Consider the following 23503-nt stretch of genomic DNA (forward strand, 5'->3'; position numbering starts at 1 on the left):
GGTCGTTCAGCCATCGACACCGCCTTCTGGTGCACGCACCAGCAAAGTGTCGCAGGCCAGGTGCTGCAGCAGGTCGTCGCTGCGGCTACCCATGAACACGCGCGCCACGCCCGAGCGTTCACGCACGCCCAGCACCACCAGTTGGAGGGCCTGTTCGCGGGAATAGCGGGTAATGGTGTCGGTGACGCCGCCATGGCCGATAAAGGGCGCGATGTGTTCGCGTGCGCCCGGCGGCAGCGAGCAGCCGTCGAGGAAGCGCTCGCTGGCCGCCAGCATCTCGGGCACCGCGTCGGCGACCGGCTCGGCCAGCGCTTCGAGCACGTGGAACAGGACGATGCGGCGTCCCGGGAACAGCCGCACGGCGGTCTCCAGTGCACGGCGCGAGGCGTCCGAGAAATCGTTTGCAACCAGGATGCGCGCGTAACTGCCGCGGGTGCGCTGGCGCACCACCAGCAGCGGCTGGGCCAAGCCCTGCGCCAGGCGTTCGGCGGTGGAGCCGAAAATCAGCTGCTGGAAGCTTTCGTCGCGCGAGGCGCCGGTGACGACGACCCCGTCGCCCAGGGTGAGGGCAGTATCCAGAATGGCATCGACGACCTCGCCGTCCCTCACCTGCAGGGTCGGCGCGACACCGCTGCCGGCGAATTCTTCCTGCAGCTCGCGGCGCGCGGCCAGTTCGAGCGCGGACACGGTGTCGCCGCGGTCGAGCCAGGCGCTCACCTCGTCGGGCGTGCGCGGACCTTCGCGCACGGTCAGGATGACCAGTTCGGATTGCCATTCGAGCGCCAGCTGCTTGGCACGGTCCAGTGGGCGGTCGCAATGCGCGCACAAGTCCGTGGCGAGCAGCAGCCGCGATGGCGGGATACTGTCGTTCACGTAAACCTCCATGCCGGGAAAAAAGCGGCAAATGGCTCCACTTTACTGTTTTGCATGGGATACGGCAACGCATTACTTCAGGTCAATACGCCAAATTTTCTGCCGAACACAGCGCTCGTGCGCGCCGCAGGCGGCGGGATTGCTAGCATGCGAAGTATGCACATCCTCTGGAATTACCTGCGCCCGCATTGGCGCCTTGCCGCGCTGGCGCTGCTGCTGGCCGGCCTGGCCCAGGTGCTGAACCTGGTCGACCCCATCATCTTCGGGATGATCATCGACGACTACGCGCTGCATCCGGGGGACAGGAGCGACGACGAACTGGTGGCGGGCGTGCTGCGCCTGCTGGGGCTGGCCGTGCTGGTGGCCCTGCTGGCGCGCCTGGCCAAGGCGCTGCAGGAATACGTGACGCGGCTGGTGGTGCAAAAGCTCGGCGTGGCGATCTTCAACGACGGCCTGCGCCAGGTGCTGCGCCTGAAGTACCAGGAATTCGAAGACCTGCGCAGCGGCGAGACCCTGTCGCTGCTGCAGAAGGTGCGCGCCGACAGCGAGCGCTTCATCAACACCTTCATCAACACCGTGTTCGCATCGATGGTGGGAGTGTCCTTCCTGGTCTGGTACGCGGTGGCCAAGCACTGGCTGCTGGTGCCGGTGTTCGTGGTCGGGGTGCTGGTGCTGGGCGGCCTTACCGGCTTGCTGAGCCGCGAGATCAAGACCCAGCAGCGCTCGATCGTGCGCGAGACCAACCGCAACTCCGGTTTCATTACCGAGTCGCTGCGCAACATCGAACTGATCAAGAGCCTGGGCCTGACCTTCAGCGAGATCCGGCGCCTGCGTGCCCAGACCGACAGCATCTTCGCGCTCGAGATGGAAAAGGTGAAGCGCATCCGGCTGCTCTCCTTCCTGCAGGGGAGCACACTGAGCCTGTTGAGACTGGCGATCCTGTTCGCGCTGCTGTGGCTGATCTTCCGCAAGGTTCTCTCGACGGGCGAGCTGATCGCCATGCAATTCATCTCGGTGGCCATCTTCGCGCCGCTGCAGGAATTGGGCAACATCATCCTGGCGCACCGCGAGGTCGAAGCCTCGCTGCTCAACTTCCGCGCGCTGATGGACAAGCCGATCGAGCGCCGCCCGCAGGACTTCGTCGAGATCGGGCCGCTCGAGCAGATTCGCTTCGCCGAGGTGGGTTTTCGGCACAAGGGTGCGCAGGAGGATTCACTGGTGGACATCTCCTTCAGCGCCGCGCTGGGGCAGACCGTGGCCTTCGTAGGGCCGTCCGGTTCGGGCAAGTCGACCCTGGTGAAACTGCTGGTCGGCCTGTACACGCCGGCGCGCGGCAAGGTGTACTACAACGAGATCTCGACCGCGGACCTGCGCTACAACGAAGCGCGCCGCCAGGTCGGCTTCGTCACCCAGGAGACCCACCTGTTCGCGGGCACCATCCGCGACAACCTGCTGTTCGTGAAGCCGGATGCGACGGACGGACAGATCATGGCCGCGCTGGCGCAAGCCTCGTGCGCCAGCCTGGTCGAGAAGTCGCCGCAGGGGCTGGACACCGTCATCGGCGAGCGCGGCATGAAGCTGTCCGGCGGCGAGAAGCAGCGCCTGTCGATCGCCCGCGCGCTGGTGCGCGAGCCGCGCCTGCTGATTTTTGATGAGGCGACATCGGCGCTCGATTCGCTGACCGAAGAGCAGATCACCAACACGGTGCGCGACATCTCGGCGCGCGCCAGCCAGATCACGATCCTGATCGCGCACCGGCTCTCGACCGTCATGCACGCGGACACCATCCACGTGCTGGAAAAGGGCCGCATCGTGGAAACCGGTTCGCACGACGCGCTGGTGGCGCAGAAGGGCTTGTACTACGCGATGTGGCGCCAGCAGATCGGCGAGCGGCCCGTGCCCGCCGGCGCGGCTCAGGCGTCGGCGGGGTAGCGCAGGCCGATCTGCCCGCGAATCCGGTCCAGCAGGGCCATGTTGGACAAGGTGTCCTCGTGCGTCATGAGGGGATGCTCGATCAGGCCCTCGCGCAGGCAGCGCCCGGCTTCGATCGCTTCGTGCGTGTAGCCGTTGCCCAGGTAAGGCGTCGGGATGGTGCGCGAGGAACCGTCCTGCAGGTCCACGGTGATGCGCTCGGCCAGGTGGAACATGCGGTGCATGCGGATGCTGCCCCCGGTGCCGGAAACGATCAGTTCCGAGGCCGAACGCGCGCGGATCGAACAGCTGCACACCGACAGCGTGCCGCCCCCATGCTTCATGATGAAGGCGGTGGTGGCGTCCACTCCCGTCTCGCTCATGATGGCCTGCGCCTGTACGTTTTCCGCCTTGCCCAGCAAGGCGCAAGCGATCGACAGCGGGTAGATGCCGAGGTCGAGCAGGGCGCCGCCGCCCAGTTCTCGCTTGTTGACGCGGTGCTCGGGATCGAGCGTGGCCGAGAAGCCGAAATCGGCATGCACCTGCGTGACCGTGCCGATCTCGCCGGATGCCATGATGCGCCTGACCTCGGCGAGCGCCGGCAGGAAGCGGGTCCACATGGCTTCCATCAGGAACAGGTTCTTGGCACGCGCGAGCGCCACCACTTCGCCGGCCTCGCGCCGGTTGATGGCGAAGGGTTTTTCGCACAGCACGGCCTTGCCGCCCCCCAGAGCCAGCAGGGAATTCGGCGCATGCATCGGGTGCGGCGTGCCGATGTAGATGATGTCGACGTCGTCGGCCCTGGCCAGCGCCTCGTAGGAACCGTAGGCCTTCTTGACGCCCAGCTCGCGCGCGAAGGCCTGGGCACTGTCGAGCGTGCGCGAACCCACCGCCGCCAGCACCGCGCCCGGCGCGTGTTTCAGCCCCAGCGCGAACGCGCGCGCAATGCCGCCCGTGCCCAGGATGCCCCAACGTACCGTGTCGTTCATCGGATGTCCCCCTTGTCGTCGAATGGTTCTTGCGAAGCATACTCCCGCAGGTCAGGAGTGGGAATGGCCTTTGCCAGGGCCGCGACGGTCCGGCAAGGCTGGTTCTTGTTTCTGCTAAAAGTTTACTGCTGAGCCCAAATAAACGTCTCGCTGATAAGCGAGCTCTTCAATTTTACAATTCACTGCCTGAATAACGGGAATAAATATGTCGAATAAAGGCGAAAGAAAAAAGGGATTTTATATTCATTCCTTGTTTAATGATTTATTCCATTTGGACGAATGTAATTCGGACAGACATTATCTTGGCCCTGTTTTTGTTGTTTCGCCATCGTTCCCAGCACCGTCCGGGAAAATGTGCTGACCGTGAGATCGGAAGCATTTGCTTACATTTAGACGGCGTTGATGTCAGTTCATGCTCATCTTTGCCGTATTTCGTAGTGGTTCATCAATGATGTTGTCATCTTTGCGTCGACGCGAAACAACACCATCAAATTTTTTTCCGCGTGGAAAACAAAAAAAATGACGGGCGTTTAGAATTGCCTCCCATCAGCTTCCTGAAATAAATTTTCCCCGATTCAGGATTGGCTGGCATTTCTGAAAATCTCCCAAACATTTAACAATCCACGTTATCCGATGCACACTACTGTTTCTATTCCGCGTTCCGGTTTCAGTTTCGCGCAAACCCGGCAATACGCCCTGCCGGTGGCCTTTGCACTGTTCGGCCTCGTGATGGGCTCCTGGGCAGGCCGCATCCCTGCCCTCGCCGAAGGCGTCAAGATCTCGCACTCGGCGCTGTCGATGGTCCTGCTGTGCGGCGGCCTCGGCGCGCTCCTGTCGTTCCCGATCTCCTCCTTCCTGATGGGCCGGTTCGGCGCACGCAAGTCGCTGTTCATGTCCGGCCTGGCCCTGCTGGCTGTCCTGGTGGCGATCGGCAAGGCGCCCGACGTGGCGCGCCTGATGATGGCGGTACTGCTGCTGGGCGTGACCGCCAGCGTGTACGACGTCGCGATCAACTCGGCCGCCACCAGGCGCGAGAAGCAGACCGGCAAATCGGAAATGTCGCGGCTGCACGGCATCAGCTGTGGCGGCGGCCTCGTCGGCGCGACCCTGGGCAGCCTGATGGCCAGTATGAAGATCGCTCCCGCCGCCCACTTCCTGATGCTGGTCGGTCCGCTGGCCCTGCTGCTGTGCCTGGCCTTTGTCATGATCGGACCCGACGAAGCCGTCGACAAGGTCGAGAAAAAGTCGTTCTCGCTGCCGCGCGGTCCGCTGGCGCTGCTGGGCGTGCTGGGCTTCCTCGGCTCGATGACGGAAGGCAGCATCGCCGACTGGAGTGGCGTGTTCCTGAAGCAGCATTTCGGCGCGTCCGACGGCCTGGCGCCGCTGGCCCTGTCCGCGTTCTCGGTGATGATGCTGCTGTCGCGTATGGTCGGCGACAAGCTGAAGATGCGCTTCGGCGCCCAGCGCCTGGTGACCCTGGGCTCGCTGGTCGGCGCCTGCGGCCTGATCTTCGCGGTGCTGGCGCCGAGCGCCCACGTCGCGCTGATCGGTTTCGCCATCGCCGGCCTCGGCCTGGCGCTGCTGTTCCCCTTCGTGTTCAGCGCGGCGGGCGCCCAAGGCCCGATGGCCCTGGCCGCCGTCGCCAGCATGGCCTACAGCGGCACCCTGATGGGCCCGCCGGTGATCGGCGCCGTCGCCCACTTCGTCGGCATGCAGGTTGCGATCGCCTACCTCGGCGGCCTGGCCCTGGTCATCGCCTTCGTTGCCAGCCGTACCAAGCTGTTGAAGTAAGTGTTTTGCCGGCGGCAGCCGGCTTCCCGTTCTCGCTGGCGGCAGCCGGCGCCCGCTCCTCGCACGGCGTAAGCCGGCTTCCAACGCAGACCGCGCCGTGCGCCGTCTGCGTTTTTTTTGTTTGCGCTAGCCCAAGCCAGCCCCGGCGCTGGCCGAACTTCGCCAGCCGCGCCATCTCCAAGGAACAAACCCCTTGAACATGGAGACGCCATGACGAGCGCAGTCGATGCAGCCGCGGTGACGCAGTTCCACGATGGCGAGCTGGCCCGGGCCGACTGGCCAAGCCTGCACCGCGGGGCCGAGCTCCCCGCGGCCTGGCAGGCCATCGACGCCAACCATCGCTACAACTGCCTGCTGTGGCAGGAAGAAGACCGCGCGCGCCGGGTCGACGTCCCCGCCGCCGAGATCGCCACCAGCAAACGCCTGATCGACCGCTACAACCAGCAGCGCAACGATGCGGTCGAAGCCATTGACGAAGCGCTGCTGGCGGGCCTCGCGGCTGCCCATTGCGCCGAGCCCGCTCCCGGGGCGCGGCTGTCGAGCGAGACGCCGGGCGCGATGATCGACCGGCTGTCGATCCTGTCGCTCAAGATCCACCACATGCGGCTGCAGACCGAACGCGCTGACGCGGGGCGGGCGCACGTGCAGGCCTGCAGCGCCCGGCTGCAGCGCCTGATCACCCAGCGCCACGACCTCGCCGCCTGCCTCGACCAGTTGCTGCGCGAGGCGCGCAGCGGCCTGGCCTATTTCAAGGTCTACCGCCAGTTCAAGATGTACAACGATCCCGCGCTCAACCCCTACCTGTACGGTCAGGCGGCCGGCGGCGCGGCGCAGGCGGGCGGCCGATGACGCTGCCGCGCATCGACGTCCTCGTGCCCACCTGCGGCCGGCCGGCGGCGCTGGCGGTCACGCTGACGTCGATCGGTGCGCAGGATTATCCCGCGCTGCGCATCGTCGTCTCCGACCAGACCGAGGGCAGCACCGCGCTCGGGCAGGCCGAGGTGGTGGCCGTGCTGCGCTACCTGCGCGCGCGCGGGCACCAGCTCGATACCTGGCACCACCTGCCGCGGCGCGGCATGGCGGAACAGCGCGCCTTCCTGCTGGCGCAGGTCCAGGCGCCTTACTGCCTGTTCGTCGACGACGACGTCATCCTCGAGCCTGGCCTGGTCAGGCACCTGCACGGCCTGCTCGCGCGGCATGGATGCGGGTTCGCCGGCAGCGCCGTGCACGGCTTGAGCTACCTGGGCCAGGAACGTCCGGCGCAGGAGCAGCTCACGTTCTGGGAAGACCGCGTCGAGCCGGAAACGGTGTTGCCGGGCAGTAGCGCATGGGCACGTCACCACCTGCACAGCGCGGCCAACCTGTACCACCTGCAGCGGCGGCTCGGCGCCACCCCGGAGAGCGCGCGCGCCTACCGCGTGGCCTGGGTGGGCGGCTGCGTGCTGTTCGATACCGCCAAGCTGCGTGCCGCCGGCGGCTTCGATTTCTGGCCCGCGCTCCCCACAAGCCATTGTGGCGAGGACGTGCTGGCCCAACTGCGCGTCATGGAGCGCTTCGGCGGCTGCGGCATGCTGCCTTCCGGCGCCTATCACATGGAGCTGCCCACCACGCTGAAGCAACGCACGATCGACGCGCCCTGGGCGCTGCTGCCGCACGGCGATCCGGTGGCGCTCCCGCCTTCATCGATGCCGGCGCGGGAGCGGCCGTGACGCACGAACCGTCCCGGCTCGACGGGGTGGCGAAGATCGCCGTGCTGCGGCCGAACGCGGTGGGCGACTTCGTCTTCGCCCTGCCGGCCCTGCATGCGCTGAAGCAGGCCTATCCCGATGCCGAACTGGTATTCATCGGCAAGGACTGGCACGCAGGCTTCCTGCAAGATCGGCCGGGGCCGGTCGACCGGGTCGTGGTCATGCCGCCCGTGCCCGGCGTGGGCGCGCCCATGGACGAGCCGCTCGACGGGCAGGCGGTGGAGCGCTTCGTCGAACGCATGCGTGCGGAGCGCTTCGACATCGTGGCGCAAATGTACGGCGGCGGGCGCTACTCGAACCCCTTCGTCATGCGCCTCGAGGCCAGGCTGGCCATCGGCGCACGCGCGGGTGGTGCGCCGCCGCTCGATCGCTGGGTTGCCCATGTCGAGCCGGGCAACCGGCGGCTGGCCTTGCTGGAGATCGCCGCGCTCGCCGGGGCGACGCTGCCGTGGATGCGGCGCGAACTGGCCGTCACGGCGGCGGACCGCGCGGCCGCGGCGCAGGCCCTGCCACCCGATTACCGGATTGCGGCGCCTGAGCGGCACCCGGGGTCCGCGGCCGCGCCGCCGGCCTCGCAGGCGTACGGCCGTCCGCTCGTGCTGCTGCAGCCGGGATCGTCCGACCCGCGCCGCTGCTGGCCCGCGGAGCGCTTCAGCGCTGTCGGCGACGCCCTGTCCCAGGCGGGTGCGCTGGTGGCCGTCAACGGCACCGCGCAGGAGGCCGGCCTGGTGCGGCGGATCGTCGATGGCATGCGCCATCCCGCACTCGACCTTGCCGGCAAGCTCGGACTGGGCGGGCTGTGTGGCCTGCTCGAGCGTGCCGCGCTGGTGCTGTCCAACGATACGGGGCCGCTGCACCTGGCGCTGGCCATCGGCACCCCGGCCGTTGGCCTGTTCTGGCATACCAACCTGGTCGACGGCGCACCCTTGCGGCCTGCCCTGCTGCGCGCTACGGTCTCGGCCCAGGTGCGCTGCGGCGTGTGCGGCGCGGATAACCGCGCAGCGCGCTGCCCGCACCAGGAAAGCTTTCTGCAAGATATTTCAGTCGACGAGGTGCTGGCCCTGGCCTTGGCGCAGCTGCCAAGACGGGGCACGAGGACGCAGCCCGATCCTCACCAGTAAGGCCACATGCCGGTCGCGCGTTGTCCGCTCGGCTCCGTCCCCGTGAGCAAGGCGCGTGCGTGCTCGAGGACCACCGCGGCGCGCTCGGCGGCCGGATCCCAGATGCAGCGGTGGCGCAGGCGGTCGAGCGGCGCCCAGCGGGCGATGTCCGCCTTGCTGAACACCACCACGCTGTTCAGGCCCAGGCCGGCCGCGATATGCGACACCCCGGTGTCGTTGCAGATCAGCAGCCGTGAGCGGCTCATCAGGGCGGCCATGGCACCGATCGAGATCGGCGCGGCGGCCTCGATCGCGGGCGAGCGCATGTGCTCGGCCACGGCGCGCGCGAGCGGGGCTTCGTCGGCTGAACCGGTGAGCACGGTGTCGAGGCCGAATTCCTGCCTGAGCTGATCCGCCACTTCGGCGAAGCATTCCGGGGGCCAGCATTTGTCGCGCTTGCGCGCGCCCGGATGGATGCAGATGTAATGGCCGGGCTCGAGGTCGGGCGCGAGCTTGCTGGCTTCGAGTTCCTCGACGTCTTCGCGCCGCAGCGGAAATTCGAGCTGGGTGCCGGCGTCGGGCGCGCCCAGCCGCTCCAGCAGGCTCAGCAGCCGTTCCTGTTCGGCGCCCGCGTCGGGCCAGGGCATGAGCAGGGTGCGGTCGGTCTGGCTTGCTTCTCCGCTGGTGAAACCGGCCATGGCGCGGGCGCCGAGGCCGGCGACGATATGGTTGGTCACGTCGCCGCTGCCGTGCAGCTGCAGGGCGAGGTCGAAACCCTGGTCGCACATGAAGGCATAGTAGGCCGTGAGCTCCTCGTGGCGGACCGCCTGCTCCGGCAGCAGCGGGTGGCCCGGGAAGGGAATGAAATCGTCGATGTAGGCGTCGAAGCGCCGGGCGAACTGCGCCGCCCAGGGCAGGCCCGTGAGCACGATCCGCGCGTCCGGCAAGGCCGCGCGCAGCGCACGCAGGGCGGGTACCGAACAGAGCATGTCCCCCAGCTGCAGGGCGCGAAACACGATGACGCTGCGGATAGCGTGACGGTGCAGGAACGAACGCCGATTCATGTGTTCTCCAAATAATCCAGCCTTGCGTAAACTTCAGGGCCTGGCACCGCGGTCGCCGGGACAGGCGGCAGACATCAGGCGTGGGAAAGCCGGTCGAGGACGTTGCGGGTGATGCGTTCGACCCTGCGGTCACGCGCCTCGCCCAACACCTGCGCCCAGTCGGTCGTCCCCGCGGAAAACACGGTGCCGCCGTGCCGGAACATGCCCATCGCCGCGACGTGGGTGCCTTCGCCGGCGCCATGGCGCTCGCGCGGCGGCAGTTCCTGCCAGCGCCGGTCGAGCGGGCAGCGAGCAGCTGGTAGCCGTCCGGCGTTCCCGCCTCGTCGCGCCAGGCCGACAGGATGGCCTGGCCGCCCGGCCCGATGTGGTCGACCGGCACGCCGTCGCACTCGTATCCCGGCAGCGGCGGCCAGGTATCGCCGCCGAGCGATTCGCCATGCGACAGGCCGGTGCCCGCGAATATCCAGTGGCCGGGCTGCTGGACCACGAAGCCGGGCGTGTCGCGCGGGCCGTCCCACCAGCCGCCGCCATGGCGGTAGCTTGCGCCGCTCGGCGAGTCTTCCGGGCGCCGGGCGCCGGTGGCGGGCCACCAGTGGTCCTGGGCGCCGTGCTTGCCGCCCTGGTGGCACACCATGACCGTGCCCTCGTCCACCAGGTGGATGCGCCACCAGCACAGGTTGGCGCCGAACAGGGCCAGGTTGCCGCCGCCGGCGACGAAGTCTTCGACCGCGTCGCGCGTGGCTTCGCTCCAGTATTCGTCGTGGCCCACGCTGACGAGCAGGCGGTAATCCTGCAGCAGCGCCGGTTGCGCATGGAGGTCGAAGTCGGCGGCGCGGCCGTCGGGCAGGTGTTCGGCGCGTAGCCAGTCGCTCCGCCACACAGGCACCAGCGCGTGCTCCCAGCGGTAGATCGCGATGCGAAAGCGCGGCGCGTCGCCCGAGACGTGCAGGGTGAGCGGCTCGCCCGCCCGCACGCTCGGGCGCCCGGGGTAGGCGCGGATCATACCGGCAGCTCCGGCTCGCTGCGCTTGGTCACCAGGAAGGGCGGGATCGCCAGTGCGTGCAGGGGCATCTGGCGGAATGCGGCGACGGCCTCGAAGGGCGTCTCGACGATGGGCTCGTCCTTGCCGTTGAACGAGGTGTTGAGCAGCACCGGTACACCGGTGCGCACTTCGAAGCCGGCCAGCAGGGCGCGCAGCAGCGGGTCGTCCGCGGGACCGACGGTCTGCAGGCGCGCGGTGCCGTCCACGTGGGTGATGGCCGGCAGCATCGGCGCGACCTCGGGCCGCACCGGTGCGGCGAACTGCATGAAGGGAGACGGGCCGGCCACGTCGAAGTAGACGGCGGCGCGTTCTTCCGGCACCACCGGGGCGAGCGGGCGGAACCATTCGCGCTGCTTGACCCGCGCGTTGATCCAGTCGCGGATGCGGTCGCGGCGCGGATCGGCCAGGATGCTGCGGTGCCCGAGCGCGCGCGGACCGAATTCGCTGCGGCCCTGGTACAGGCCGACCACGCGCCCGGTGCACAGCAGGTCGAGCATGCGCGCGCACAGGGCGTCGCGGCCGCGCGGCCGCTCGATCACCAGGTCGCTCGCGCCGTCGAGCGCCGCCTCGATGTCGGACAGCTGGGGCGGCGGGCCGAGATAATCCGCGCTCCAGCGAAAGTCGCAGGGCCGGCCCGCCAGCTCGGTGAGCCCGTAAATGGCGCAGCCCAGGGCGGTGCCGGCGTCGCTCGGCGCCGGCGGCAGGAACACGCTGCGGAACGGGGTCTCGCGCAGCAGGCGCTCGTTGGCGGAGCAGTTCAGGGCCGTGCCGCCGGCGAAGCACAGGTGCTCGGCCCCGGTCTGGCGGTACAGCCAGTGCGCCAGCGCCAGCAAGGCGTCCTCGAAGGCGCGCTGGCCGGCGGCGGCCAGGTTGGCGCAGTCGGTAAAGCGCGCTTCCGCGCTGCCGAAGCGGAAGCGGCTGCGCTCGCGCAGCAGCGAGCGCCAGGCGGACGGGATGCCGACCGCCATGCCTTCGACGTCGAGCGGCGGCAGGCCGAGCGCCGTCGGGTCGCCGTAGGGCGCCAGGCCCATCACCTTGCCTTCGTTGCCCTCGCCCGGGAAGATCGCCTGGGTCAGCAGGAAGTAGAACATGCCGAGGCCGACCAGGCGGCCGTCGTCGCGGCGGGCGCCGTCAGGCGGCCGGACCTGCTTGCCGATGCAGCGGATCTCCTTGCGGCTGGCGGTATAGAAGGAAGAGACCTCGCGCCAGTCGCCGGGCGTGCTGGCGGCGCCGCTCCAGTGTTCGGTGAAGTCGGAGACCGGGCTGCCCTGGCCGTCGATGACCATCACCGCGGCCTCGTCGAAGGGGGAGGGGTGGAATACGCTGTACAGGTGCGCCAGGTGGTGCGAGATGCTGGCGCGCCGGCCGCCGCGCGCCAGCGCCAGCGTGGCGGCCAGCTCTTCTTCGTAGAGCGGCAGGCTGCCGATTTCCTCGTCGGAGGAGAAGCATTCGACGACGATGTCGACCGGGCGTTCGAGCCCGGGCAGGCGCGGCGCATAGTGCTCGCGCAGGTCGCCGGGCTTGCCCCAGTGGTGCTTGTGGCGGGTGAGACGTTCTTTCTGGATGGCCCAGGCGAGGTGCGAGCCCTGCATCAGGCAGATGCTGGCGTCCTGGGTCCGGTTAATGCCAAGCACAACTGGGGTGTCGTCCATTCGTCTTCTCCTTGTATCGGTCCGATAGCGGCGGACAGCCCAACTTTGAGCCGGATGAGCAGGATTAGTTCGCCCCGTTCATGCGATCCTGCACAGTGCCCGGATGCAGGAAGCGGTTCTTAATGGGGGCCGAAGAACGAGGCCGCGAAAGGCGGTATGATCGGGTCATTGTCCTGTCCGTCCAAGCCGATCCGACCATGCTCCAGACACCTGCTTCCTTCACGCCGCTGTTCGCGCAGCAATCCGATCCCGCGCCCCTGAGCTTCCTGTTCCACGGCGGCCGGCTGCTGGTGCGCGAGCACGACCTGGCGCTGCCCGACGCCGCCACGCTCGACCGTCTGGAGGTGGACCGTGCGCGCCTGCAGCCGCTCGGCCTGCACGGCGAGCGCTACTGCGAGACCGGCTGGTTCGACAGCGAACCCGCGCTGCCGCCGGGCTATGCCCTGCGCGGCCTGCGCTCGCTGTTCGCCGACATGGACGAGGAGCTGCTGGGCCTGGCGGCGCGCGCCGCCCAGGTCGCGGAATGGGCGCGCACCCACCGCTTCTGCGGCGCCTGCGGCAGCGGCACCGTGCTGGCGGCCGGCGAGCGCTGCTACAAGTGCGTGCAGTGCGGGCACATGGCCTATCCGCGCATCTCGCCGGCCATGATGGTCCTGATCAGGAAGGGCGACAGCGTGCTGCTGGCGATGCACCTGGCGTCGCCCACCAAGCGCTTCGTGCCGCTGGCCGGCTTCCTGGAGGCGGGGGAATCGGTGGAAGAGGCGATCCACCGCGAGGTCTACGAGGAGGTGGGACTGCGGGTGCAGAACCTGCGCTATTTCGCGAGCCAGTCCTGGCCCTTCCCGCATTCCTTGATGCTGGCCTTCACGGCCGACTACCTGGATGGCGAGATCCGGATAGATACCTCGGAGCTGTCGGAGGCGCGCTGGTTCGGGCCGGACGACGAATGGCCCGAACGGGTGCCGCACATATCGGTGTCGAGCGTGCTGGTGGATTCACACCGCCCGCCGGGCAGGTAGCGTTCAGGTCTGCGCCGGCGCGCCGTCCGTGCGCACGGCCTGCGCCTGCGGCTTGGCACCGGTGCCGCGCAGCTGGACCGCGCGCTGCAGCAGGTCGAACCAGAACGGGGCGCCGAACAGCGTGGTGCCGGCGGTGATCAGCCAGCCGGCCACCTGCAGCGCAAAGGCGGTGTCGAAGCGCGGCGGGAAACTGCTCCAGCCGATCGGCATCGTCCACAGCTGGCGCAATGCCTCGGCATCGAGCGCGCTCGGGGCGGCCTTGATCTGGGCCGCCAGCGCCGGGTTCTGCCACAGGGTCTGGAACAGGTGGATGCTGTCGATGTTGAGCAGGATGGCGAGCAGCAGCGCCAGCAGGAAGGAAATCAGGAGCTGGCGCCGCTTGTACACGCCGGACAGGCGTTCCATGGCGCTGTTGAACCAGCCGGCGATGCCCTCCTGGAAGCGGGCCAGGTCGCCGCTGGACTGGCGGTACAGGGCCAGCAGCACGCGCTTCACCTGCTCGTCGGGCAGGGCTTCGATCGCGGCCTGCAGCGGAATGGCCGGGTTGCTGCGCAGCGAATCGAGCAGGGCGATCGCGAAGTGCGCCGGTTCGATGTACGATGGCTTGACCGACAGGGGCCGCCGGGCGTTGCCGCCGCCGTGCGGATTGACCAGCGGATGGTCGTACAGGCTCTGCGCCAGCGCCTCGCAGCGCGGGTCGTCCAGCATGCGCTTGATCCCGTCCAGCAGCATGTTGGCGCGCAGGCTGAAGGCCGCCGCCAGCGCTTCCTGCAAGGTACTGACGACCAGCGCCAGGGTGCCGTAGCAAAACGTCAGGCCGATGGCGACTTCGAGGACCGTACTGCCGAACATGGCGATCTCCCAGGGACTGGAACCACCGTCCACGCTACCGCTATTGTGCGGATGGACTATTAATTTTGCTCAATAAATCGGCAGCCGCCGGAACCCTTCCCGCATTTTCTATATACTTGCGGCAATCGATTTTTTAAGGTTCACCATGTCTGACAAAGAAGCTTTCACCGAACACGACTGGCGCCGCCTGCTGACCAGCCTGGGCGAGGATCCGGACCGACCGGGCCTGCAGGAAACGCCGCATCGCGTGGCGAAGGCCTGGAAACACTGGACCTCGGGCTATGATCAGGATCCCGTCGAAGTGCTCAAGGCCTTCGAGGACGGCGCCGAGGAATACAATGAACTGATCGTGGTGCGCGGCATCCCGGTCTACAGCCATTGCGAACACCACCTGGCGCCCTTCTTCGGCAAGGCCACGGTCGGCTACCTGCCCAACGGTAAGATCGTGGGCCTCTCCAAGCTCACCCGCCTGGTCGACATCTTCTCCAAGCGCCTGCAGGTACAGGAACGCATGACGATCCAGATCGCCAACGCGCTGATGGAAGTGCTGGAGCCGAAGGCGGTGGGCGTGGTCGTCAAGTGCCGCCACATGTGCATGGAAAGCCGCGGCATCCGCGCCATCGGCGAAGAAACCATCACCTCGGCCCTGCTGGGTGAACTGCAACCGAACCTGGCTTTGCGTACCGAGTTCCTGGCATTGGCACGCGACTAGGACTAAGCTGGAAGGGCGAGCCGCCGGGCCCGCCTTGGAACCTGTTCCGGATCGCCGGCCTCCAAGTGATTTTCGGAGGACGCGCCATGGATCGCCCGGCCTTTCCCAGCGATATTTCTCGCGAGCAGTTCGAGCCCGTGCGCGGCATGCTGGAAGCGGCGCGGCGCAAGACCCGCCCGCGCAAGCACGACCTGTACGACGTGTTCTGCGCCGTCCTCTATTTCCTCCACACCGGCGCCACCTGGCGCAGCATGCCGGCCGGCTTTCCGCCCTGGCGCACCGTGCACGAGTACTTCACGCAGTGGACCATGCTGCGCGACGGCGACCGCACCCTGCTGGAAAGCGTGCTCGAGAAATCGGGTCGCGACCTGGAACTGGCACAGCTGAGGCGCTTGCTCAACCGTCATTGAGCTGAAGCAGTCGCACGCGACATTGTCAGGGGATTGTCACAATCTGTTGCACTTCTTGAAAAGTGCGGTAGCCGGGCTCGGCTAAGCTACAGAAAAGCTTATCAAACTCTTATCTTCGAGCCGGGCATGTTCGAGCACCTCAACCTCATTCTGTTTTCCGCCCTCAACGCCCAGGCCGGCCTGACCGGCTGGCAGTTGATGGCCGCCGTCTTCGCCGCGCAGTGGCTGATCTTCGTGATGCCGCTGTCGCTCGTCATGCTGTGGCTCGGCGGCGGGCCGGGCCGCGAGGTGGCGCTGCGCGCCTTCATCGCCGCCAGCGGTGCGCTCGCGCTGAACGCGCTGATCGGCCAGTTCTGGTACAGCCCGCGGCCCTTCGTCGCCGAAGTCGGCCAGACCTTCCTGCTGCACGCGCCGGACAGTTCCTTCCCGAGCGACCACGCCACCAGCATCTTCTCGGTGGCCCTGGTGCTGGCCTTCAGCCGGGTGCAGGAAGCGCGCCGAGTCGGCTGGCTGCTGCTGCCGCTGGCGCTGGTGGTGGCCTGGTCGCGCGTCTACCTGGGCGTGCACTGGCCGAAGGACATGGCGGGGGCGCTCCTGATGTCGGCGGCGATGGCCTTGCTGGTGCAGACGGCGGCCGTGCGTGCGGCATGCGCGCACCTGCTGCCGGTAGTGGAAAACGTGTACCGCCGCGTGCTGGCGGTGCCGATCGGACGCGGCTGGCTGCGTCCTTGACGATGATGGCCGGGTAGGGCGGCGCGGCCGGCAAGGTCCCGGTCGCCACCTGCGTCGGGCGAGGGATCCAACGCACGCAGGACGCGTGGAAGGCTTCCCGCGCCGGCCGCGTTTCCCTACGCCTTGACTTAGCGTGCCGCGGGCGTGCCGGCGGCCTCGAAGACCAGCTTGTCGTGCTCGTCGAGGTGGAAGCTGCCCAGCGCCTGGCCGGTGACGTCGTTCGCTTGCGGCGCTTCCAGTTCGGTGCAGCCCTGGGTTTCCACCTGCCAGACATCCTCGCCCGAGCGCAGCGTATACAGGTTGGGGCCGCTCGCGAACAGCTCGATCTCCAGGCCGGACACCGATACCTTGCCCAGCTCCAGTTGGCGCTGGCATTCCGGCATGTGGGCGACGGTCAGGCGCAGCGTCGCATCCTTGCTCCAGAAATAGTCCTGCAGCACGCGTACGGTGATCGCATGCTCCTTGCCATCGATCTGGTAGCTGGCCGAATCGTTGACGCAGCCGGCCAGCAGCAGCGGTGCTAGAAGTGCGGGGAGCAGGAAGAGTGGCTTGCGCATGGCGGTTCCGTTGTCAGGTGATGCATTGGTGCATCGTTTGACGGAGTATAGAAGCGGCATGGAGCGGGCGCAACCGCGCGTTTCAGGGAGCGGGCATGCCGGAAGGGCGGAGGATGTGCAGCAATTCCTGCGGCGTGAAGAATTCGCGGTCGGGCGCCGCCCGCCGCAGCGCCTCGATCGGCGCATAGCCCCAGCTCACCGCGCCGAAGGCCACCCCGGCCCGGCGCGCGGCGGCGGCGTCCAGCGCCTGGTCGCCCACGTACAGCGCATGCGCCGCCGGCACCGCCGCGCGCCTGACCACCTTGCGGATGCGCCCGGCCTTGCCGAACATCGACATCCCGCATTCGTAGTGGCCGAACAGGGCGCTCAGGCGCGGCCCCAGCACCAGGCGCACGTTCTGTTCCGAGTTCGAGGACACGATGGCGAGGCGCACGCCTTCGCGGTCGAGCGTGTGCAGCACCTCGCCGATCCCCTCGAACAACGGGATGCGCGCGGCGTTCTCGCGCATTAGCCCGATGAAGCTGCGCGAGGCCAGCGGCAGCTTCCAGGCCGGCATGCCGAGGTGGCGCATGATCGCGCGGGTGTCGTGGTGGCGCAGCTGCTGGGCCTCCTCCTCGGCGACCCGCCGGAAGCCGAGCTCGTCGGCGATCTGGTTGAACACGCTGATGAAGAAGGGGAAGGAATCGGCCAGCGTGCCGTCGAAGTCGAAGATGGCGAGACGGTAGGACATGAAGACAATTATAGTCTGCGCCGTTCAGATGGTGCCCCCATTGGCGCGCAGCACCTGGCCGTTGACCCAGCCGGACTCCTCGCTCACCAGGAAGGACACGATGCGCGCGATGTCGCCCGGCTCGCCGAGGCGTTCGAGCGGCGGCAGCTTGGCGAAGTGTTCGATCTGCTCGGATGTCTTCCCCGAAAAGAACAGCTCGGTTGCAACCGGCCCCGGCGCCACCGTGTTGACGCGGATGCGGCGCCCGCGCAATTCCTTGGCGAACACCGCCCCCATCGCTTCCACCGCGGCCTTGCTGGCGGCGTAGATGGCGTAGCCGGGCAGCTTCATCGCCAGCACGCTGGTGGAGAAATTCACGATGCGTCCGCCGTCGTTCAGGCGCCGCGCCGCTTCGCGCAGGGTGTGGAAGGTGCCCTGCACGTTGACGCCGAAGGTCTGGGCGAACAGCGCGTCGGAGGTGTCGGCCAGCGGCATGGTCTTGAGCACGCCGGCATTGTTGACCAGCACGTCCACCTTGCCCAGTTCACGCTCGGCGGCGTCGAACAGCGCGCGCACTTCCTCCGGGTTCGCCACGTCGGCCTTGACGGCGATCGCCTGGTGGCCGCAGGCGTGAAGCGTCGCCAACACGCGCTGCGCCTCGGCCGCGTTGCTGGCGTAGTTGACGACCACCCGGTAGCCGTCCTCGGCCAGGCGCTGGGCCAGGGCGGCGCCGATGCCGCGCGAGGCACCGGTGACGATGGCGACTTGTCGAGCTTCCTGGTTCATGCTTCCTCCCGTGTGCGATGGATGCATGCATGATGGACCATTATCCGAAAAGGATCATGAGCGTCTGTGCGGCAAGCGTATTCCGTTTTCCTTCAACGATCAGGCCGGCAGTGCCTGGGCCATGCTGCGCTCGCGCGTATACACGCCGACCGTCTTGCCGTGTATCTCGGTTTCCGTTTCATAAGCCAGGCCAAGGCGCCTGGCGACGCGCAGCGACGATGCATTGTCCGAAGCGATGAGCGCCCGCACCTTGGGTTCGCGCTGGAATGCAAACGCATGGTGCAAGGCCGCCGCCGCCGCTTCGTTCGCGTATCCCCGGCCCCAGAAGGCACGGTAGGTATTCCAGCCAAGCTCCATCACGGTGGATTCCTCGCGGAAGAACGCGCCGACACTGCCGACGAGCCGGCCCGTCTGCTTTTCCTCGACCGCCCACCAGCCGGCGCCATGGATGAGCCATAGTCCCGCTTGCGAACAGAAGATCCGCCATGCGGCATGGCCGTCGGCCGGACCCAGGTGGGCCGAGATGACCGGGTCGGCCAGATGCGCCGCGAATGCGCCGAAGTCCTCCCGCCGGTATTCGCGAAGCCTGAGCCGTTCCGTGTGAAGGCAGGGAACAGAAGTAATGAACTCGCTATTCATGCGCCAGACTCCATGTACTGGTGCCGGACAAGCCGGTCTTCCTTCAGCCAATTCGACTTGTCATGCGGCGATCGCCGTCTCGCCCGTGCCCGCGACCGCCAGGTGGCGGTTCACCGCCGACAGCACCGCGCGGAACGAGGCGGTCACGATATTGCTGTCGATGCCCACGCCGAACAGGGTCTGGCCGCTGCCCACGCGCAGCTCGACGTAGCAGGCGGCGCGGGCGTCGGCGCCGTGGCCGATGGCGTGCTCGTGGTAGTCCATCACGCGGATGTCCAGGCCGAGCGCGTTCACGAAAGCGTCGATCGGGCCGTTGCCCTTGCCCTGCATGCTGTGCGGCGCATGGTGGCGGGTGAGGTCCAGCGCGATCTGCACGCCGTGCGCGCTGTCTTCCGTCATGCGGTGCGCGGCGTAGGCATAGGGCGTGTCCTGCTCCAGGTATTCGCGCGAGAACAGCCCATGGATGTCGGCGGCGGCGATTTCGCGCCCGGTGGCGTCGGCCATGCGCTGCACCGCGCGCGAGAACTCGATCTGCAGGCGGCGCGGCAGCTCCAGGCCATATTCCTGCTGCAGCAGGTAGGCCATGCCGCCCTTGCCGGACTGGCTGTTGACGCGGATGACGGCGTCGTAGCTGCGGCCCATGTCGGCCGGGTCGATCGGCAGGTAGGGCACTTCCCAGATTGCGTCGGGCTTCTGCACCGCGAAGCCTTTCTTGATGGCGTCCTGGTGCGATCCGGAGAAGGCGGTGAACACCAGGTCGCCCGCATAAGGGTGGCGCGGGTGCACCGGCAGCTGGTTGCATTCCTCCACCACCTGGCGCACCGCGTCGATGTCGGAGAAGTCCAGGCCCGGGTCGACGCCCTGGGTGTAGAGGTTCATCGCCAGGGTGACCAGGTCGACGTTGCCGGTGCGTTCGCCGTTGCCGAACAGGCAGCCCTCGACGCGGTCAGCGCCCGCCATCACGGCCAGTTCGGCCGCCGCCACGGCGGTGCCGCGGTCGTTATGCGGGTGCACGCTGACGACCAGGGCCTCGCGGCGCTCCAGGTGGCGGCACATCCACTCGATCTGGTCGGCGTAGACGTTGGGCGTGCTCGCCTCCACGGTGGAGGGCAGGTTGACGATCATCTTGTTGTCGACGGTCGGCTGCCAGACGCTGCTCACCGCATCCACGATCTGCTTCGAGAAATCGAGCTCGGTGGTGGAGAAGGATTCCGGCGAATACTCGAGGCCCCAGCGGGTCTGCGGATGCTGGGCCACCAGCTCTTTGATGAGCTGTGTGCCCTTGACCGCAATCTGCACGATCTCCTCGCGCTCCATGCCGAACACCACGCGGCGGAACACCGGCGCCACCGAGTTGTAGACGTGGACGATGGCCTGTTTGGCGCCGGCGGCGGCTTCCACCGTGCGGCGGATCAGCTCTTCGCGCGCCTGGGTCAGCACAATGATGGTCACGTCGTCGGGGATGCGCTTTTCCTCGACCAGCATGCGCACGAAGTCGAAGTCGGTCTGCGATGCGGAAGGGAAGCCGACCTCGATCTCCTTGATCCCGATTTTCACCAGCATCTCGAAGAAGCGCAGTTTCTTCTCCGGGCTCATCGGCTCGATCAGGGCCTGGTTGCCGTCGCGCAGGTCGGTGCTCATCCAGATCGGCGGGCGGGTGATGCTGCGGCTGGGCCATTGGCGATCAAGCAGCTGGACAGCGGGGAAAGGACGGTATTTGGCGGCGGGGTTCTTCAGCATGATCGTTTGCTCCTGTTTGCGTGACACGTGAGGCCTGATGAGGCGGTAGTGTGGCGGCAGGCTGCCGGACGGGCCACGAACGCTAGGCCCGGCAACCGGTCAGTAGCTTTAGCAGGAGACGAAACTGTGCGCGCGCGCCTTCCGGCAGCGTGATCGCGGCGGCTGGGAACGACGGGGTATGAAATGGAATCCTGGACATCGGTACGACTTTCCTTGACTGCGTGATTGGCCGGCGAGGGCGCCGGGACCTACGGCGTGAATTACGCGCGTAGTAGCAGGGCTGCCAGCGATAGCGCGCCGGCGGCAGGTAGGGAAGTCGACAGATGCAGGTGGAAGGACATGCGATCCACTCTAAAAGAGGAGTGGATCACCTGTCAAGCAGAAATTTGTGCAGTGCACATTACAACTTTTCGAGCAGTTGCGGCAGCTCCTTGAGGAAGGCGTCGCGCACCCGCAGCCCGGCGCGTCCGTCGGGCTCGTGCTGCGCATCCTGCACCAGCCGCGCGAACACGATCGTGCGTCCGCCGTGGGCGGCCCAGCCCACCAGCCATCCGTGCGGCAGCGATCCCGGCTCCGAACCGGTGCCGGTCTTCGCATACACGTCCCAGCCGTTGCGCAGCCGCGCGTGACGCATGAGGGCCGCCGTCATGTCGAACGCCCTGGCGGACACCGGCAGCGTGCGGTTGACCAGCTTGCGCAGGAACACCGCCTGCTCGTCGGCCGAGATCTTCAGCGAACTGCCCAGCCAGGCATGGGTCAGCCCGTCGTTCTTGCCCGGGTTGCCGGCGGCGTTGCGGTTGCCGTAGTCGAAGCGGTCGAGGTAGGACTGGAAGCGCCCGGCGCCGAGCCGGGTCGTGACCTGCTGGGAATACCACACTACCGAGTGCTTCATCCACCCGGCCGGGTTGGTCGCGGCGCGCCATTCCGGCAGCCAGTCGACGTAGCCTTCGCGGAAGGGCAGCTGCGGCGTGGCCGCATCGACCAGGATGCCGCTGTCGTAGCCCATCAGGCTGATCGCTACCTTGAAGGTCGAGGCGGGCGTCACGCGCTGCTCGCACTGGCCTTCGCGCACCAGGGCCTTGCCGGTGGCGGCATCGACCAGCAGGGTGCAGCGGATCGCCGCCTGGCCTGCGCCCGGCAGCGCCACACCGGCCAGCAGGGCCAGTGCCATCAGGGATTTCATGTTGCTTGAACCTCCATCAAAGTGGGCAGTATAGCAAGCAGGTACAACTTGAACGGGGGACATTTCTGCAGCGCAGGGCCATCACTGGTATACTGGCGGTCTGTCGTTGAAGCAGCGCTTCCGACTTTCTCCCGGCGCCGTATCTGCAACATCGCGCTACGCCGCCGCCCGAGCCTCCGCAGCTGCCGTGTCATTTTGCAGGCTGCGCGCTTTCCTCTCTCCACCCTGGCCCCGGTCTGGCCAGCATCAGCATCAACGCCGCCGCGCTTCGCCGGGTGGTGCGACCGACGTTTCATCGACCCGCGCGCCGCGTGGGCCGTCAACAGCATAAGGAGCTAGCATGGCAAAAGAAGAACTGATCGAAATGAACGGACTGGTGTCCGAAATCCTGCCCGAAATGCGTTTCCGCGTTGAACTCGACAACGGCCACAAACTCATCGCCTACACCTCGGGCCGCATGAAGAAGAACCACATCCGCATCCTGGCGGGTGACCGCGTCACGCTGGAAATGTCGCCGTACGACCTGAACAAGGCGCGGATCACCTTCCGCCACATCGAGAACCGCGGCCCCTCGGGCCCGCGTCCGGCGCCGCGCCGCCGCTGATCCAGGCGTGCGCTTCCCCGGCACGGGAAGCGCGCATACTTCGCTTCCGTAGCCGACACGGGAGCGCGCGATGGATGGTTTCCTGCATTTCCTGGCCGATGGACTGACGGGGGCATCGCCCCTTGCCATCGTCGCCTATACCCTGCTGGCCACGCACGTCACCATCGTGGCCGTCACCGTCTACCTGCACCGCCACCAGGCGCACCGCGCGCTGTCCCTGCATCCCGCGGTGGCCCATTTCTTCCGCTTCTGGCTGTGGCTGACCACCGGCATGGTCACGCGCGAATGGGTGGCCATCCACCGCCGCCACCATGCGCACTGCGAACGCGAGGGCGACCCGCACAGCCCGCGCCAGGCGGGCCTGCGCACCGTGCTGCTGCGCGGCGCCGAACTCTACCGCACCGCCAGCCGGGACCGCGAGGCCATCGCGCGCTACGCGGCCGGCTGCCCGGACGACGCCATCGAGCGCGGCCTGTACAGCCGTTTCACCTGGCAGGGCGTGGGCCTGCTCTTGGTGCTCGACGTGCTGCTGTTCGGCGTCGTCGGCCTGTCGGTGTGGGGCATCCAGATGCTGTGGATCCCGGTGCTGGCGGCGGGCGTGATCAACGGCGCCGGGCACGCCATCGGCTACCGCAATTTCGACTGCCAGGAGGCGGCGACCAACATCGTCCCGTTCGGCCTGCTGATCGGCGGCGAAGAGCTGCACAACAACCACCACACCTTCGCCACCTCCGCCAAGATGTCGGTGAAATGGTACGAGTTCGACATCGGCTGGATGTACATCCGGCTGCTGGAGTGGCTGCGCCTGGCGAAGGCGCGGCCGCTGCCGGCGCCGCCCGGCATCCGCTACCGCCATGCGCAGGTCGACGCCGCGACCCTGCGCGCCGTGCTGGCCAACCGCGCGCGGGTGATGGCGGCGCTCAATGCCAGGCTCAGGCCGGTGTGGCGGCGCGAATTGCGCCATATCGTTCTCGGCGCCGGGCTGGACCGCAAGACGGCGCTGCGTTTGCTGAGCCGTGACCCGGGCTACCTGGATGGCGACGAGCAGGGCCGGCTGGGCCGGTTGCTGGCGGCTAGCGACTACTTGCGCCGGGTGCAGGCCCTGCGCGAGCAGCTGGCACAGCTGTGGCAGCGCTCGCTGGCGAGCGAGGAGCAGCTGATGGAAGCGCTGAGCAGCTGGTGCGCGAAGGCGGCGGCGGACAGCTGCGCGCAGGTGCGCTCGTTTGCGGCCGAGCTACGCGGGTATTCGTAGGGTGGGCGGGTTTCCCGCCCACGCGGTGATAGTTTGCAGCGAGATCATCCGGCGCGATAACGGAGCCGTTAAAAATCACCGCGTGGGCGGACAAGCCGCCCACCCTACAAGTCAGCGGTAATCCAACGGTGCTGGCAA

The 23503-nt window shown here is 67.5% G+C and carries 22 protein-coding genes and 2 pseudogenes; 11 read left to right on the forward strand and 13 right to left on the reverse strand.

The genetic code is table 11. The features are described 5' to 3' along the window. Positions 1-6: 6 nt before the first annotated feature. A complete protein-coding gene (locus ACK4S9_RS05365) occupies positions 7-873 on the reverse strand; it encodes a universal stress protein (RefSeq protein WP_409722511.1) in 867 nt (288 codons plus the stop codon). 156 nt (positions 874-1029) lie between these two features. On the opposite strand from ACK4S9_RS05365, the gene ACK4S9_RS05370 reads away from it, so the two are divergent. Then, entirely contained in the window at positions 1030-2805 is a 1776-nt protein-coding gene (locus ACK4S9_RS05370; RefSeq protein WP_409722514.1) for an ABC transporter ATP-binding protein, read from the forward strand. On the opposite strand, the gene ACK4S9_RS05375 is transcribed toward ACK4S9_RS05370, so the two are convergent. Continuing rightward, the gene (locus tag ACK4S9_RS05375; RefSeq protein ID WP_409722516.1) at positions 2787-3773 is read right to left on the reverse strand and encodes a Gfo/Idh/MocA family protein; all 987 of its coding nucleotides are present in this window, start codon (positions 3771-3773) and stop codon (positions 2787-2789) included. The genes ACK4S9_RS05370 and ACK4S9_RS05375 overlap by 19 nt on opposite strands. Positions 3774-4406: 633 nt before the next feature. Between ACK4S9_RS05375 and ACK4S9_RS05380 the strand changes: the two genes are divergently transcribed. From ACK4S9_RS05380 to ACK4S9_RS05395, 4 genes are all read left to right on the forward strand, one after another. Continuing rightward, the gene (locus tag ACK4S9_RS05380) at positions 4407-5564 is read left to right on the forward strand and encodes an MFS transporter (RefSeq protein WP_409722519.1); all 1158 of its coding nucleotides are present in this window, start codon (positions 4407-4409) and stop codon (positions 5562-5564) included. A gap of 210 nt (positions 5565-5774) precedes the next feature. Then, complete coding sequence (locus ACK4S9_RS05385) at positions 5775-6413, forward strand: DUF4254 domain-containing protein (RefSeq protein ID WP_409722521.1); 639 nt, start codon at positions 5775-5777, stop codon at positions 6411-6413. Beyond that, the gene (locus ACK4S9_RS05390) at positions 6410-7273 is read left to right on the forward strand and encodes a glycosyltransferase (RefSeq protein WP_409722524.1); all 864 of its coding nucleotides are present in this window, start codon (positions 6410-6412) and stop codon (positions 7271-7273) included. Before ACK4S9_RS05385 ends, ACK4S9_RS05390 begins: the two co-directional genes overlap by 4 nt. Continuing rightward, entirely contained in the window at positions 7270-8433 is a 1164-nt protein-coding gene (locus ACK4S9_RS05395; RefSeq protein ID WP_409722526.1) for a glycosyltransferase family 9 protein, read from the forward strand. The genes ACK4S9_RS05390 and ACK4S9_RS05395 overlap by 4 nt, the downstream gene beginning before the upstream one ends. Here ACK4S9_RS05395 and ACK4S9_RS05400 read toward each other — a convergent pair. The 4 genes and pseudogenes from ACK4S9_RS05400 to ACK4S9_RS05415 all read right to left on the reverse strand — a co-directional run bounded on the left by ACK4S9_RS05400 (position 8424) and on the right by ACK4S9_RS05415 (position 12170). Beyond that, positions 8424-9476, reverse strand: coding sequence for a glycosyltransferase family 9 protein (locus ACK4S9_RS05400; RefSeq protein ID WP_409722528.1), 1053 nt, complete (start codon positions 9474-9476; stop codon positions 8424-8426). The two genes, ACK4S9_RS05395 and ACK4S9_RS05400, sit on opposite strands and share 10 nt — an antisense overlap. Before the next feature lie 74 nt (positions 9477-9550). After that, positions 9551-9679 (reverse strand): hypothetical protein, encoded by a 129-nt coding sequence (locus ACK4S9_RS05405; protein ID WP_409722531.1) that lies wholly within the window; start codon positions 9677-9679, stop codon positions 9551-9553. Positions 9680-9867: 188 nt separating this feature from the next. Further along, positions 9868-10479: pseudogene (locus ACK4S9_RS05410) on the reverse strand (N,N-dimethylformamidase beta subunit family domain-containing protein); the annotation flags it as partial. Then, the gene (locus tag ACK4S9_RS05415) at positions 10476-12170 is read right to left on the reverse strand and encodes a carbamoyltransferase (RefSeq protein ID WP_409722534.1); all 1695 of its coding nucleotides are present in this window, start codon (positions 12168-12170) and stop codon (positions 10476-10478) included. The pseudogene ACK4S9_RS05410 and the gene ACK4S9_RS05415, both read right to left, overlap by 4 nt. 197 nt (positions 12171-12367) lie before the next feature. Here ACK4S9_RS05415 and nudC point away from each other — a divergent pair, with 197 nt between their 5' ends. Further along, positions 12368-13189, forward strand: coding sequence for an NAD(+) diphosphatase (gene nudC / locus ACK4S9_RS05420; RefSeq protein ID WP_409722536.1), 822 nt, complete (start codon positions 12368-12370; stop codon positions 13187-13189). A gap of 3 nt (positions 13190-13192) precedes the next feature. Here nudC and ACK4S9_RS05425 read toward each other — a convergent pair whose 3' ends face one another. Beyond that, positions 13193-14041, reverse strand: coding sequence for a hypothetical protein (locus ACK4S9_RS05425; RefSeq protein WP_409722538.1), 849 nt, complete (start codon positions 14039-14041; stop codon positions 13193-13195). Between the two features lie 145 nt (positions 14042-14186). Here ACK4S9_RS05425 and folE point away from each other — a divergent pair, with 145 nt between their 5' ends. The 3 genes and pseudogenes from folE to ACK4S9_RS05440 all read left to right on the forward strand — a co-directional run bounded on the left by folE (position 14187) and on the right by ACK4S9_RS05440 (position 15895). Further along, positions 14187-14753 (forward strand): GTP cyclohydrolase I FolE, encoded by a 567-nt coding sequence (folE, locus tag ACK4S9_RS05430; protein WP_027867092.1) that lies wholly within the window; start codon positions 14187-14189, stop codon positions 14751-14753. Positions 14754-14839: 86 nt separating this feature from the next. Then, positions 14840-15115: pseudogene (locus ACK4S9_RS05435) on the forward strand (transposase); the annotation flags it as partial. A 174-nt stretch (positions 15116-15289) separates the two neighbouring features. Then, positions 15290-15895 (forward strand): phosphatase PAP2 family protein, encoded by a 606-nt coding sequence (locus ACK4S9_RS05440; RefSeq protein ID WP_409722541.1) that lies wholly within the window; start codon positions 15290-15292, stop codon positions 15893-15895. Positions 15896-16023: 128 nt separating this feature from the next. On the opposite strand, the gene ACK4S9_RS05445 is transcribed toward ACK4S9_RS05440, so the two are convergent. From ACK4S9_RS05445 to blaOXA, 6 genes are all read right to left on the reverse strand, one after another. Then, positions 16024-16452 carry a hypothetical protein gene (locus ACK4S9_RS05445; protein ID WP_409722544.1) on the reverse strand — a complete coding sequence of 143 codons (429 nt, stop codon included), beginning with the start codon at positions 16450-16452 and terminating at the stop codon, positions 16024-16026. A gap of 82 nt (positions 16453-16534) precedes the next feature. Then, on the reverse strand, positions 16535-17182 hold the full coding sequence (locus tag ACK4S9_RS05450) for an HAD hydrolase-like protein (protein WP_409722547.1): 648 nt from the start codon (positions 17180-17182) through the stop codon (positions 16535-16537). 24 nt (positions 17183-17206) lie between these two features. Further along, complete coding sequence (locus ACK4S9_RS05455) at positions 17207-17947, reverse strand: SDR family oxidoreductase (RefSeq protein ID WP_409722550.1); 741 nt, start codon at positions 17945-17947, stop codon at positions 17207-17209. A 99-nt stretch (positions 17948-18046) separates the two neighbouring features. Next, the gene (locus ACK4S9_RS05460) at positions 18047-18586 is read right to left on the reverse strand and encodes a GNAT family N-acetyltransferase (protein ID WP_409722553.1); all 540 of its coding nucleotides are present in this window, start codon (positions 18584-18586) and stop codon (positions 18047-18049) included. A gap of 60 nt (positions 18587-18646) precedes the next feature. Then, a complete protein-coding gene (gene leuA / locus ACK4S9_RS05465; protein WP_409722668.1) occupies positions 18647-20329 on the reverse strand; it encodes a 2-isopropylmalate synthase in 1683 nt (560 codons plus the stop codon). 397 nt (positions 20330-20726) lie between these two features. Beyond that, on the reverse strand, positions 20727-21509 hold the full coding sequence (blaOXA, locus tag ACK4S9_RS05470) for a class D beta-lactamase (RefSeq protein WP_409722556.1): 783 nt from the start codon (positions 21507-21509) through the stop codon (positions 20727-20729). A gap of 340 nt (positions 21510-21849) precedes the next feature. Here blaOXA and infA point away from each other — a divergent pair, with 340 nt between their 5' ends. Then, positions 21850-22113: a translation initiation factor IF-1 gene (gene infA, locus ACK4S9_RS05475; protein WP_027867080.1), complete on the forward strand. Its 264-nt coding sequence runs from the start codon at positions 21850-21852 to the stop codon at positions 22111-22113. Positions 22114-22183: 70 nt separating this feature from the next. Beyond that, positions 22184-23365 carry a fatty acid desaturase gene (locus ACK4S9_RS05480; protein WP_409722560.1) on the forward strand — a complete coding sequence of 394 codons (1182 nt, stop codon included), beginning with the start codon at positions 22184-22186 and terminating at the stop codon, positions 23363-23365. Positions 23366-23503 lie beyond the last annotated feature (138 nt).

Origin of the sequence: Massilia sp. (assembly GCF_046293535.1) — a bacterium.
Classification (GTDB): Bacteria; Pseudomonadota; Gammaproteobacteria; order Burkholderiales; family Burkholderiaceae_D; genus Telluria.